Below are 13,223 nucleotides of genomic sequence, written 5' to 3'. Positions count from 1 at the left end.
GCTCCTGCCGCTGCCTTCGGCTCTACAGAGGCAAGCAGACGCGGCGAGCAAAAAAGAGGGGGAGACCGCCCCACTACGACCGGCCTCCCCCACACCACAACACGTTGACGTGCGTTACAGCCGGGCAGCGCCCGGCTCTACCATTTCCACTCCACGCGCACGGCGGATCAGGCGCGTCACGGCATTACGCAGGTCATCGAGCACCGCGTAGATCGTCGGCAGGAACAGCAGGCTGACCACGGTCGAGAACGCCAGGCCGCCGGCAATCGCGCGCGCCATCGGCGAGTACTCCGGGCCATTGCCGAACATCTGCGTGTCGGTCAGCGAGATCGGCACCATCGCCAGGATCGCCGTGCCCATGGTCATCATGATCGGGCGCAGGCGTTCGCGTGAGCCTTCCACCAGCGCCTGGGTACGGCCCATGCCGCTGCGCCGCAGGTTGTTGATGTGCTCGATCATCACGATGCCGTTGTTCACCACCACGCCCATCAGCACCAGGATGCCAATGAAGGACATGATCCCGAACGAGGTGCCAGTGATCCAGAAAAGCCAGAACACGCCGAAGATCGAGAACAGCACGCCGCTCATGATCGCCGCCGGGAACAGCAGCGACTCGAATACCGCCGCCATCACCACGTAGATCATCACCAGCGCGATCAGCAGGTTGAACACCATCTGCTGCATGGCTTCATCATCGTTGCCGTAGTCGCCGCCATCGAAGGTGAAGCCGTAGCCGGCCGGAAAGTTCATCGGCTTGAGCACGGCCTCTATCGCCTTGCGCCCGTCCGGTGCGGTGACCTTCCCGGCCAGGTTGGCCTTGATGGTCAATGTCGTCTGACGGTTGGTACGGCCGATCTGGGTGGCCGATGAACCAACGTCCACGGTGACCAGACTCAGCAGCGGCACGCTGCGGCCATCGCCGGTACGCACGCTGAAACCGGCCAGGTCTTCCGGGCTGCTCTGCTCGGCGCCGGCAAAGCGTACCCACACCGGCACTTCATTGTCACCGCGGCGGAACTCGCGCATCGGTGCGCCGCGCAGCGCCAGGCCGACGAAGCTGGCCACCTGTTCGGCGTTGAAGCCGAACGCTGCGGCACGCTCACGGTCGACGCGCACCTTCAGCTCGCCGCCCTTCTCGCCATTGTCGATGCGCACGTCCCGCAGTTCGGCACGCTGCGCCAGCAACGGCACCACTTCCTGGCCGATGTCCTGCAGCATCGAGCTGGAATCGCCGACCAGCTGCACCTGCACGCCCTGGTTGCCGCCACCCCCGCCATCGCCGCCCTGGTTGCCGACGAAATAGTCGGTGCGGGCGGACTTCGGCAGGCCCTTGCGCAATTCTTCCTGCAGCGCCTTGATGTCCTTGGCGTACTTCTCGTCCAGGGTGACCACCGTGGAGCTGCCTTCCTGCTCGCTGTACCAGGAGTACACCTGCTTGACGTGCAGGCGCTCGCGGTTCTGGTCGATCCAGCTCTCCACGCGCGCCACTTCCTCGGACATCTGCCGGTAGGTGTAGGCGCCCTTCCACATGTAGCCGATGAAGATGTCCTTGCCGCCCTCGCCACCGAACATGTCGACCTTGGTCAGCTTCATCGGCACCAGGCTGACCAGCACCACCAGCAGGATGCCGAGCAGGCTCCAACCGCGGTGATGCAGCGACCAGTCCAGCAGCTGTGCATAGCGCCGCTGCAGGCGCGCGATCAGGCCGGTCTGCGAGTGCACCAGCTTGGGTGTGGCCATGCGTGCGGACAGCATCGGAATCAGGCTGACCGCGACCAGCCACGAGGCCAGCAGCGAGACCGAGATGGTGATCGCGATCTGCGCCATGAAGATGCTGATGTTGTTGGTCTCGCCGAACAGGTTCGGCACGAACACGATGCAGTGGCACAGCGTACCGGCGCTGAGCGCGATGGCCACGTTGCGGGTGCCGATGATCGAGGCCAGCCGTGGCTGCCCCGGCATGCGCTCGCGCTCCTGGTAGATGCTCTCCACCACCACCACGGCGTTGTCGACCAGCATGCCCACGGCCAGCAGCAGGCCCATCATGGTCAGGATGTTCAGCGTCACCCCGACGAAGTACATGAAGCCCAGGGTGATGGTGAAGCAGATCGGAATGGCCAGGGTCACCATCAGCGTCGACGGCCAATGGCGCAGGAAGAAGAACAGCACCGTCACCGACAGGATCAGGCCGACCGCACCGGCTTCGGCCAGCTCCAGCAGTGACGAGGTCACTGCCTTGCCCTGGTTGTCGATCACCTTGATCTGCACGTCGCGCATCGACGGCTGCGCGCGGATCGCCTCGACTTCGGCCAGCGCCGCACGCGAGACGTCCACCAGGTTGGCACTGCGCTCCTTGAAGATATCCAGGCCCACCGCCGGGTTGCCGTCCAGACGGCGCCCGTAGTTCATCCGCGCCGGCTTCAGGCGCACGTCGGCGATATCGCCCAGGCGCAGACCCTTGGCGTTGATCACCAGGTCGCGCATTTCCTGCAGGTCGGTGATCTCGCCCACCGGCTGCACGCGCACGCGCTGGCCGTTGTCGTCGATCTGACCGGCCGAGATCGAGAAGTTCAGCGTGCGCAGGCGCTCGCTCAGCTCGTTGATGCTCAACCCATGCGCGTTGAGCCGGTTCGGATCGATGGCGATCTCCACCTCGTTCGGCGGTGCACCGGTGATATCGACGCGGGCCACACCCGGGATGCGCTCGATGCGCCGCTTGAACTCACGGTCGAGCATGTCATAGGCAGTGGTCAGGTCGGTGGTGCTGGCCAGCCGCACCTTCAGTACCGGCTGGTCACTGCTGGACCACTTGAACACGTTGTAGCGCTGCAGGTCGTCGGGCAGGTCGCTGCGGATCGCATCGATACGCTCGCGCGCGTCGGACGCGGCAATGGCGATGTCGCGGTCCCAGTCGCTGAACTCGATGTAGATCAGCGCCGCCTCGGAGGTGGCCGATGAGCGCATGCGCTTGATGCCGGTCATCGTCGCCAGCGACTCCTCGACCGGGCGGATGATGGTCCGCTCCACTTCCTCGGGCGTCGAACCGGTGTACGGAATCTGCACGAACAGGAACGGCGCGGAGATGTCCGGCAGCGCCTCCAAGGGCAGCCGGAACGAAGCGATCAGGCCGATCACCACCAGCGACACGAAGCACATGATGGTGGTGACCGGGCGGCGGATGGAGAACTCGGCAACGCTCATGCCGGCTCCTCCACACCTGCCGTGCCGCCCTCGTCGCCATGCAGGCCTTCACCGGCATGCTTGCGGCCGCGCTCACGGTAGTAGGCGTCGCCGCGACGATCCATCAGGTCGTACACCACCGGGATCACCAGCAGCGTCAGCAGCGTCGACACCAGCAGGCCACCGATCACGGTGATCGCCATCGGTGCACGCACTTCGGCGCCCTCGCCCATTGCCACCGCCAGCGGCAGGAAGCCGAACAGCGTGCACAGCGTGGTCATGATGATCGGGCGCAGGCGCGAACGCGCACCTTCCACCAGCGCCTCATGCTTGGCCACACCGGCTTCGCGCAGCTGGTTGACCTTGTCGATCAGGATGATCGCGTTCTTGGTGACCAGGCCGACCAGCAGGATCAGGCCGATGAACACCACCACCGAGATGGGCTTGCCGGTCAGCATCAGCGCCAGGATCGCGCCGACCAGCGCCAGCGGGATGGTGAACAGGATCACGAACGGGTGCAGCAGCGACTCGAACTGCGAGGCCATCACCAGGTAGACCAGGAAGATCGCCAGTCCAAAGGCGAAGATCAGCGACTTCGCCGCCTGCGCCAGTTCCTCGCCCTGGCCACCGATGTGCAGGCCAACGCCCGCGCCCAGCGGCTGCTCGGCCACCATCTGCTGCACTTCGCGCATGGCTGCGCCGAGGTCGATGTCGCGCAGGTTGGCCGATACCACCGCCACCCGGGTCTGGTCGGCACGATGGATCTCGCTGGGGCCGGTGGTGGCGACCACGTCGGCCACCGCGTCCAGGGTGACCGGGCGGCTGCTGCCCGGATTGACGATCAGCCGGCGGATGCTCTCGACGCTGGCGCGGTCACCTTCCTGGGCACGCACCAGCACGTCGATCTTGCGATCACGGAAGCTGTAGCGGGTGGCGACGTCGCCGCGCACCTTCTTCACCACCACGTCGGCGATCTGGCGGGTGGTCAGGCCCAGCGCACCCGCGCGCTCCTGGTCGAAGCGGATCTGGATTTCCGGGAAGCCCTCTTCCACCGTCGACTTCACGTCGGCGTAGTGCGCATTGCCGCGCAGCATCGCCGCCAGGCGTTGCCCGGCCACTTCCAGGGTGGCCATGTCCTGCCCGCGCAGTTCGATTTCCAACGGCGTGGAGAAGCTGAACAACGCCGGCCGCGCGAAGTCGACCTGGGCGCCCGGGTGCTGGCTCATGGTGCCGCGCAGGCGCTCGGTGATTGCTGCTTCGGTGCGCGCGTTGCCACCACCTTCCATCACCACAGTCAGCTTGCCGATGTTCTCACCGCTTTCGGTCGGACTGGCATCCAGCCGGGTGCCGCTGCCACTGACGCCATAAAGCGAGGCCACGCCCTCCCCCTTGCCGTGCGCCAGCTGCAGCTCGCGCACCAGCGCATCGGTCTGCTTCAGCGGCGTGCCGGCCGGCAGCTTCACCGTCATTTCGAACCGGTCCTGCGCCAGCTGCGGAATCAGGTCCGCGCCAAGCATCGGTACCAGCGCCATGGTCGCCACGAAGATGATGGCTGCCACGCCCAGCACCTTGCCGGGATGCGCCAGCGCACTCGGCAGCAGGCGCAGGTAGCCTCGCTCGGCGCCTGCATAGGGCTTCATCGCCAGATCACTGGCCTTGCGCATCACCGGGCCGACCACTGCCACCACGCCACGCCACACGCGCACGACAAGCCAGGCCAGCGCATAGAAGCTCCAGCGCACGCTGGCAACCACGCCACGGCGGCCCAGCGCGACCGGCTTCTGCCAGCGCTTCTGCGGCTGCCATGCTGCGTTCGGCGCCTCTTCCGGGAACGCCAGCGGTGGCCGCCCCTTCAGCGAGCTCAGCATCGGGATCAGGGTCATCGACACCAGCAGCGAGATCGCGATGGCGATCGCCACGGTCAGCGCCTGGTCGCGGAACAGCTGTCCGGCAATCCCGTCGACGAACACCAGCGGCAGGAACACGGCGATGGTGGTCAGGGTCGAGGCAACCACCGCCATGCTCACTTCGCGGGTGCCGGCAATGGCCGCCTGCAGGATGCCCAGGCCACGCTCGCGGGCCTTGGCGATGCTCTCCAGCACCACGATCGAGTCATCCACCACCAGGCCGGTGGCCAAGGCCAGGCCGCCCAGCGACATCACGTTCAGACTCAGGCCGAGCTGGCCCATGAAGAAGAACGTGGTGATGATCGATACCGGCAACGACAGGCTGATCACGAACGTGCTCCAGCCATCGCGCAGGAACAGGAAGATGATCAGGATCGCCAGCAGGCCACCGATCACCGCGTCCTTCTTGACGTCGGCGATGGCGTGCTCGATGAAGCGCGACTGGTCCTCGATGGTGGTCAGCTCGACATCGGACGGGAACGTGCCCTTGATCTGCTCCAGGCGCTTGCGCAGCGCTTCGGCGGTGGACACGGTGTTGGCGTCGCCTTCCTTGTAGATGGCCAGCTCGACCGACTCCTTGCCGCCCAGACGGATGATCGCTTCACGCTCCTTGTAGCCCTGGCGCACGGTGGCCACGTCCTTCAGGCGTACCGGCACGCCATTGGCGACCACGCTGGAGCCACCGCCGGACGATGCGCTCTGTGCCGCCGACGCCGCCGCGATGGCTGCAGCCGAACCGGTCGACGCGGCGATGTTGAACATCTGCTGCAGCGCCGAATCCGCTGCGCTGCCGTTCGAACCCTGGGTGGTGACCAGCAGGTTGCGGATTTCCTCGAGGTCGGCAAACTGGTTGACGGTACGCACCAGGAAGCGCTGGGAGCCCTCTTCCAGGCGGCCGCCGGAGATGTTGATGTTCTCGTCCTTCAGGCGCTTGATGACGGTGTCGATCGGCAGGTTCAGCTGCGCCAGCTTCTGCTGGTCGATGTCGACCTGGATCTCGTCCTCCAGGCCGCCGCCCACCTTCACTGCCGCCACGCCGGTGACCGGCTCCAGCTTCTTCTTCAGGTCTTCATCGGCATAGCGGCGCAGGCCGGTCAGCTCGCGGACCGCATCGGCATCGCTGGTCGGCGCCGTCTTGTTCGACAGCACCAGGCGCATGATCGGCTCGGTGGACGGATTGAAGCGCAGCAGCACCGGAGCCTTGGCCTCCAGCGGCAGGTTCAGCGCTTCCATCTTGTCACGCACCTCCAGGCTGGCCTGGTCCATGTTGGTGCCCCAGGCGAACTCCAGCACCACATCGCTCTGGCCGGTGCGCGAGATCGACTTCAGCTTGCGCAGGTTCTTGACCACGCCCACCGCTTCTTCCACCGGCTGGGTGATCAGAGTTTCGATTTCGGTCGGCGCCGCACCGGTGTATTCGGTTCGCACGGTCAGCGTCGGGTAGCTCAGGTCGGGCAGCAGGTTGACCTTGAGGTTGCCGAGCGCGATCAGGCCGAACAACAGCAGGGTGACCGTGCACATGGCGATGGTCACGCGGCGGCGCGTGGCGAATTCCACCAGGCCGCCGCGCATGCCGGCGGCGGCGCCGTCGCTCGCCGGCGAGGCACCGTGGTCGTGGCCCGGGGCGGTCATTGCTTGCTCCCGGCCTTGTCTGCGGGCTTGGCGGCCGCCGCGACCGCCTTCGCCTTCGGATCGGCAATCACCTGCACCGTGGTGCCGTCGCGCAGGGCGACCTTGCCGGCGGTAACCACCTGATCACCGGCCGCCAGGCCATCACGGATCTCCACCCACGGGCCCTCGGCGTAACCCAGCTTGACCGGAACGCGTGCGACCTTGCCTTCGCGCACGCGGAACACCGCAGGTTCACCGTCATCGAGCAACGCCAGGCGCGGCACCACCAGCGCATCGGCACGCTGGTCGTAATCGATGCGGATGCGGCCGAACATGCCGGGCTGCAGCGCGTGGGCGGCGCCATCGAAGGCACTGACCACGCGAAACGTGCCGCTGCCCGAGTCCACCACCGGCGCGATGCGGTCAACGGTGCCGGTGAAGCTCTGGCCCGGCAGTGCGTCGGCCGCCAGCGTCACCGGCTGGCCAGCGCGCAGCGTGGCCAGTTCGCGCTCGGGCACGTTGAGGGTGGCTTCCAGCCGCGAGTTGTCGACGATGCGGAAGATCGGCGTGTTGATCTGCACGAAGTTGCCGGTCTTGATCGAACGTGAGGCGATCACACCCGAGATCGGTGCCACGACCGTGGTGTAGGACAACTCCAGCGTGGCCAGGCGGTACTGCGCACGGACGTTCTCCAGGTCGTAGCGCAGCTGGTCGACATCGGCGGCGCTGACCATCTGCTGGCCGACCAGCTTCTGTGCGCGCTGGTAGTTGTTTTCCAGCTTGCGCATCTGCGCCTCGCTCTGGGCAACGGCCAGGCGCGCGCGGTCCGGGTCCAGCCGCACCAGCGGCTGGCCGGCGGTGACCCGCTGCCCTTCTTCGACCAGCACCGCCAGGGCTACGCCGGAGGTCTTGGCGACCACCTGCGACTCTGCACGTGGCTCCAGTGCAGCGGTACCGGTGTAGCTGGCCGCGACGGCACGATGGCTGGCCACCGCCACTTCGACCGGGACGGCGTCGACCTTCTTCTCCTCCTTGGTCTCGGCAGCCTTGGCTTCGGAATTGGGCCCTGCGGCGCAACCGCCCAGCAGCAGGGAGGTGGAGATCAGCAGTGCGGCAGCGCAGATTCCGCTGCGACGGCCGGACAGGAAGGTTGGGTGCGACATCGTCAGGTCCCTGGAGGATGCGTGGACAGGTGTGGTAGCAAAGTAATGCACCACTTCACGGCAACACCATATCCCAAAGGTCATGGTGTCTTCACGCCGCTGGTCGGCCCGCCCCCATTTCAGCTAGATGAAACCTGAGGCTATACTCGGGTCGTTCCGTACCCCACGCCGGAACGACCAGACCCGAATCCCCGGAAACGACACCATGCGCCCGCAGCCGCTCGCCGCTTGTCTCGCTCTGGCCGTCCTCCTGCCCCTTGGGGCCGCCGCACAGCCCGCTCCCGCTCCTGCCACACCGGCCCCGGCGCCTGCCGCCGCGCCGGCGCCTGCCACGCCCACCGGCAACTTCGACAATGGCCGTGTCCTGGCCTATACCTGCCAGGGGTGCCACGGCATCACCGGCTACAAGAACGCCTACCCCAGCTACCGGGTGCCGAAGATCGGCGGCCAGACCCAGCAGTACCTGGCCCAGGCCCTGACCGAGTACCGCCAGGGCAAGCGCCGGCATCCGACGATGCAGGCGCAGTCGATGAGTTTCAGCGAACAGGAGATCGCCGATCTCTCTGTTTACCTGTCCACCGTCAAGTAAGGCCCGCCCATGTCGAAAGCCGCGCATCCGATGCGTCACGCCATCGCCCTGTCCGTTGCCCTGCTGCTGGCGGCCTGTTCGCAGTCGCAGGTGGAAAACAGCGAGAAATCCGCCGCCGACCCGGGCCATGCCAGCGGCGAACACGGTTCTTCGTCCTCCGCCGGCCTGCCGGCAGGCCGCGAGGCCGCCGGTGAAGCCCGCGCCAAGGTGAAGGGCAAGGCCACCAACCAGAGTTGCATCGACTGCCATGGGGCCGATGGCAATGCACCGATCGATCCGACCTATCCGAAGCTGGGTGGGCAGTACGGCGACTATCTGGCGCATGCGCTGCAGGCCTACCGCGCCGGCGACCGCCAGCATGCGCTGATGACGCCGCAGGCGAAGGACCTGAGCGATCAGGACATCGCCGATCTGGCCGCGTATTTCGGTAGCCGGCCGAGCCAGTTGCGGGATCTGCACGGGGTCAAATGACGGCAGGCCCCCGGTCGGTGCGGACCGTCGGTTGGTAGGCGCGGACCGTTGGTCCGCACAGATTCCGGATATCCACGCATGGCGTGGATCTGCTGAGCCGAGCGTGGGCTCGGCTCTACATCAACCGGCGCAACCGCTGGCGCCGGTCAACGCTCAGCCTTCCAGCTCTTCCCAGCGCGCGTACGCGGCATCCAGCTCGGCCTGCACCTTGGCCAGCTGCTGGGTGTGCGCGGTCACTTCAGCACTGCTGCGGGTGTAGAACGACGGATCGTTCATCGCCGAGGTCAGCCCTTCGACATCGCTTTCCAGCTTCTCGATGGTCTTCGGCAGCTGCTCCAGCTCGCGCGCTTCCTTGTAGGCCAGCTTGCGCTTGGGCGCAGCCGGGGTGGCCGCGGCCGGGGCAGCGGCCGGCGGCTTGGCTGCGGGGACCGAGGCAGGCGCTGCGATGCTGGCCGCATAACGCTGCCAGTCGCTGTAGCCACCGACGTACTCGCCGATCACGCCGTCGCCTTCCATCACCAGTGTGGAGGTCACCACGTTGTCGATGAAGTCACGGTCATGGCTGACCAGCAGCAGGGTGCCGGTGTACTCGCCCAGCAGCTCTTCCAGCAGCTCCAAAGTTTCCACGTCCAGGTCGTTGGTCGGTTCGTCCATCACCAGCAGATTGGACGGCTGCGCGAACAGCTTGGCCAGCAGCAGGCGGTTGCGCTCGCCACCGGACAGGCGGGTGATCGGCGCACGCGCGCGTTCCGGGGTGAACATGAAGTCCTGCAGGTAGGCATGCACGTGCTTGCGCTTGCCGTTGAACTCGAGGAAATCGCGGCCTTCGGCCACGTTCTCGATCGCGCTCCAGTCTTCGCGCAGCACCGCACGGTACTGGTCGAAATAGGCGATCTGCAGGTTGGTGCCGGCGTTGACTTCGCCCTTGGCCGGTTGCAGCTCGCCCAGCAGCAGCTTCAGCAGCGTCGTCTTGCCGCTGCCGTTGGGGCCAATCAGGCCGATGCGGTCGCCGCGCATGATGGTGGTGGTGAAGTCGCGGACCATGGTGCGCTCACCGAAGGCGAACGAAACATCCTTGACGTCGATGACCTTCTTGCCAGAGCTGATGCCCTGCGCGGCTTCCATCTTGACGTTGCCGCTGAGATCACGGCGCTGCGAACGCTCCACGCGCATCGCCTTCAGGCGGCGCACGCGGCCCTCATCGCGGGTGCGGCGCGCCTTGATGCCTTGGCGGATCCAGACTTCTTCCTGCGCCAGCAGCTTGTCGAAGCGCGCGTTCTCCTGCGCCTGCGCGTTGAGGCGTTCCTCCCGGCGACGCTCGTAGTTGGCCCAGTCGCCCGGCCAGCTGGTGACCTGGCCACGGTCGATCTCGACGATGCGGGTGGCCAGTGCACGCAGGAAGCGGCGGTCATGGGTAACGAACACCACGCTGCCGCTCCAACCCTTCAGGAACGCTTCAAGCCAGTCGATGGCTTCGATATCGAGGTGGTTGGTCGGTTCGTCCAGCAGCAGCACGTCGGGGCTGGACACCAGCGCGCGGGCGAGCAGCACGCGGCGCTTCATGCCGCCGGACAGGCGGCCGAACTCGGCCTCGCCGTCCAGGTCGAGCTTGGTCAGGGTTTCGCTGACGCGCTGATCGAGACCCCAGCCGTTGGCGGCGTCGATCTTGGCCTGCACGTTGCCCAGTGCTTCGCCATCAAATACTTCGGCGTGGCTGAGGTGATGGAATTCGGCCAGCCACTGGCCCAGTTCACCGAGACCATCGGCGACGACGTCGAACACCGAGCCGGCGGCGCCATGTGGCACTTCCTGCTCCAGGCGGGTGACGCGCACGCCCTGCTGCACGCGGACTTCGCCGTCATCGGGCTTGTGGTCGCCGGACAGCAGCTTGAGCAAGGTGGATTTGCCGGCGCCGTTCCGGCCGATCAGGGCGATGCGCTCGCCCGGCTCGATCGACAGTTCGGCCTTTTCCAGCAACAACGGGCCGCCGACGCTGAAGTCGACGTTCTGCAGAGTAATCAGAGGCATCCGGATATTGTACGGGTTGGGGGCGTCGGCCGGGTTGCACCCGGCACCCGCGGTAGTGCCGGCCGCTGGCCGGCAACCTCAACGGCAACGTCAAAAGCTGGTTTCCTGTGGGACGGCGGGGCGCGGATCCCGCCGTGGAATTCGCGCTGTGCGGATGGATCCCGGCTACCCCACCTCCCCCAGCAACGCCTGCAACCCTGGCAGCCATTGCTTGCCGGGGTGGCGTACCAGCCACAGCGTGCGCTGCAGCGGAGGCAACGGGGTTTCGAGCACGCGCAGACGACCCAGCGCCAGCGGCTCTTCCAGCGCGTGACGCGAGAGGCAGGCCAGGCCGAGGCCGGCGATGGCGGCCTGCTTGATCGCTTCGGTGTTGCCCAGCTGCAGCGTCTGGGCGAAGCCACGCAGGTGCGGCAGCAGGGCCTGTTCCACTGCTTCACGGGTGCCGGAGCCCGGTTCGCGCAGCAGCCAGCGGGCGCGGCGCAGTTCGTCCAGCGACCAGCGCGGGAGAACGTCGGCGGCGCCGACGATCACCAGCGGATCCTGCTGCCAGGCCGTGACCTGCAAACCGCGCTCATGGCACGGGCCTTCGATCAGGCCGGCGTCGACGTCCAGGCGCTGCACGGCGGCGACTACGCCAGCACTGTTGTCGATGCGCAGGTCGACTTCGGCCTGCGGCGCCTGCCGCAGCAGTTCAGCGATGCGCTGCGGCAGCAGGTAGTTGCCGATGGTGGTACTGGCGGCCAGCACCAATCGCAGCGGCGCGCCCTGCGACGGGTCGCCGCCGGCGGCCAGCTGCCGCTCCAGATCGGCGGCGTTGACCAGTAGGGTGCGCGCCGGCTCCAGCAGCGCGCGGCCATGACCATTCAGGGCCAGGCGGCGGCCGATGCGGTCGAACAGTGGGGTGCCGAAGTGCGCCTCCAGTTCCTGCAACGCGGCACTGCTGGCCGACTGCGAAAGGGCGATGGCCTGGCCGGCAGCAGTGGTGCTGCCATAGTCGGCAATGGCAACGAAGACCTGCAGCTGGCGCAAGGTCAGGCGCATGGCGCTTACCTTCTTGATAGGTAGATTTCACCCATATTATTCGTTTTACAGGTCAGGGACGAAGGCGCACGCTTGCCTCGTCACTACAGCCCTACCCCTGCCATGAACGCCCCCGCCCTGTCCCCCTGGTCCCTGCCCGCCCTGCGCCAGCGCTGGCAGCCGCGCCTGCCCGGCCTTCTGCTGGTGGGCCTGATCGCGGCGGCATCGCTGTACCTGGCCGAGCTTCCCTGGTTGCAGGCGCATGGCCTGAGTGCACTGACCGTCGCCATCGTGGGCGGCATCGTGGTCGGCAACACGCTCTACCCGCGGCTGGCACCGAGCAGCGCGGCCGGCGTCGGTTTCTCCAAGCACTGGCTGCTGCGTGCCGGCATTGTGCTGTACGGCCTGCGCCTGACCTTCCAGGACATCGGTCATGTCGGCGTCAGCGGCGTGCTGATGGACGTGCTGGTGGTCGCCAGCACCTTCGGCCTGGCCTGCTGGCTGGGCGTACGTGTGTTCAAGATGGAACGCGAGGCGGCAATGCTGATCGGCGCCGGCAGCGCGATCTGCGGTGCGGCAGCGGTGATGGCCGCCGAACCGGTGGTGCGCGGCCGCGCGGCACAGGTCACGGTGGCGGTGTCGACGGTGGTGGTGTTCGGCACGCTGGCGATGTTCCTGTACCCCGCCCTGTATGCGCTGGTGCAGTCGCACGGCTGGCTGGCGATGGACGCACGGCAGTACGGCCTGTTCACTGGTGCGACGGTGCACGAAGTGGCGCAGGTGGTGGCCGCAGGCCGCACGGTCAGCGAGGCCGCCGCCGATACCGCGGTGATCACCAAGATGGTGCGGGTGATGCTGCTGGCGCCGTTCCTGGTCATGTTGTCGTTGTGGCTGGCGCGTGGCGGGAAGGCCAGCGCCGACGGCAGCAAGGCGCGCATCGTAGTGCCGTGGTTCGCGTTCGGTTTCGTGGCGGTGGCCGGTTTCAACTCGCTGCACCTGCTACCGGCTGGCCTGCAGGCCGGGCTGGTGCAGCTGGATACTGTGCTGCTGGCGATGGCGATGGCCGCGCTGGGCCTGACCACCCATGTCTCGGCGCTGCGCCAGGCCGGCCTGAAGCCACTGCTGCTGGCGCTGATCCTGTTCGCCTGGCTGCTGTTCGGTGGCCTGGCGATCCACCAGGGTGTGTTGGCGGTGCTGGGCTGAGCAGGAGCGTACCGACCAGGGTCGGCCCCCACCCGTAGATCCACGCCATGC

The 13,223-nt window shown here is 66.9% G+C and carries 8 protein-coding genes; 3 read left to right on the top strand and 5 right to left on the bottom strand.

Going from position 1 to position 13,223, the window contains the following annotated elements; translation table 11 throughout:
• Positions 1–114: 114 nt before the first annotated feature.
• Genes ACM0PY_RS06535 through ACM0PY_RS06525 form a run of 3 tightly spaced genes read right to left on the bottom strand, consistent with a single transcriptional unit; the run spans position 115 to position 7,861 of the window.
• Positions 115–3,201, bottom strand: coding sequence for an efflux RND transporter permease subunit (locus ACM0PY_RS06535; RefSeq protein WP_180884478.1), 3,087 nt, complete (start codon positions 3,199–3,201; stop codon positions 115–117).
• A complete protein-coding gene (locus ACM0PY_RS06530) occupies positions 3,198–6,719 on the bottom strand; it encodes an efflux RND transporter permease subunit (protein WP_180884480.1) in 3,522 nt (1,173 codons plus the stop codon). The genes ACM0PY_RS06535 and ACM0PY_RS06530 overlap by 4 nt, the downstream gene beginning before the upstream one ends.
• Complete coding sequence (locus ACM0PY_RS06525; RefSeq protein ID WP_049411461.1) at positions 6,716–7,861, bottom strand: efflux RND transporter periplasmic adaptor subunit; 1,146 nt, start codon at positions 7,859–7,861, stop codon at positions 6,716–6,718. Before ACM0PY_RS06525 ends, ACM0PY_RS06530 begins: the two co-directional genes overlap by 4 nt.
• A 205-nt stretch (positions 7,862–8,066) precedes the next feature.
• On the opposite strand from ACM0PY_RS06525, the gene ACM0PY_RS06520 reads away from it, so the two are divergent.
• A complete protein-coding gene (locus ACM0PY_RS06520) occupies positions 8,067–8,450 on the top strand; it encodes a c-type cytochrome (protein WP_061477913.1) in 384 nt (127 codons plus the stop codon).
• A 9-nt stretch (positions 8,451–8,459) separates the two neighbouring features.
• A complete protein-coding gene (locus ACM0PY_RS06515; protein WP_005416218.1) occupies positions 8,460–8,921 on the top strand; it encodes a c-type cytochrome in 462 nt (153 codons plus the stop codon).
• 153 nt (positions 8,922–9,074) lie between these two features.
• Here the strand turns inward: ACM0PY_RS06515 and ACM0PY_RS06510 are convergent, their stop codons facing one another.
• Together ACM0PY_RS06510 and ACM0PY_RS06505 are read right to left on the bottom strand one after the other, a co-directional pair.
• On the bottom strand, positions 9,075–10,949 hold the full coding sequence (locus ACM0PY_RS06510; protein ID WP_134970543.1) for an ATP-binding cassette domain-containing protein: 1,875 nt from the start codon (positions 10,947–10,949) through the stop codon (positions 9,075–9,077).
• 165 nt (positions 10,950–11,114) lie between these two features.
• Positions 11,115–11,990 carry a LysR substrate-binding domain-containing protein gene (locus tag ACM0PY_RS06505; protein ID WP_134970545.1) on the bottom strand — a complete coding sequence of 292 codons (876 nt, stop codon included), beginning with the start codon at positions 11,988–11,990 and terminating at the stop codon, positions 11,115–11,117.
• A gap of 102 nt (positions 11,991–12,092) precedes the next feature.
• Between ACM0PY_RS06505 and ACM0PY_RS06500 the strand changes: the two genes are divergently transcribed.
• Positions 12,093–13,172 (top strand): YeiH family protein, encoded by a 1,080-nt coding sequence (locus ACM0PY_RS06500; RefSeq protein ID WP_180884482.1) that lies wholly within the window; start codon positions 12,093–12,095, stop codon positions 13,170–13,172.
• Positions 13,173–13,223: the final 51 nt, after the last annotated feature.

The organism is Stenotrophomonas sp. BR163 (genome assembly GCF_047520985.2).
Classification (GTDB): domain Bacteria; phylum Pseudomonadota; class Gammaproteobacteria; order Xanthomonadales; family Xanthomonadaceae; genus Stenotrophomonas; species Stenotrophomonas sepilia.
Note: the sequence above shows the minus strand (reverse complement) of the source record. Positions and strands in the feature narration are given on the sequence as shown.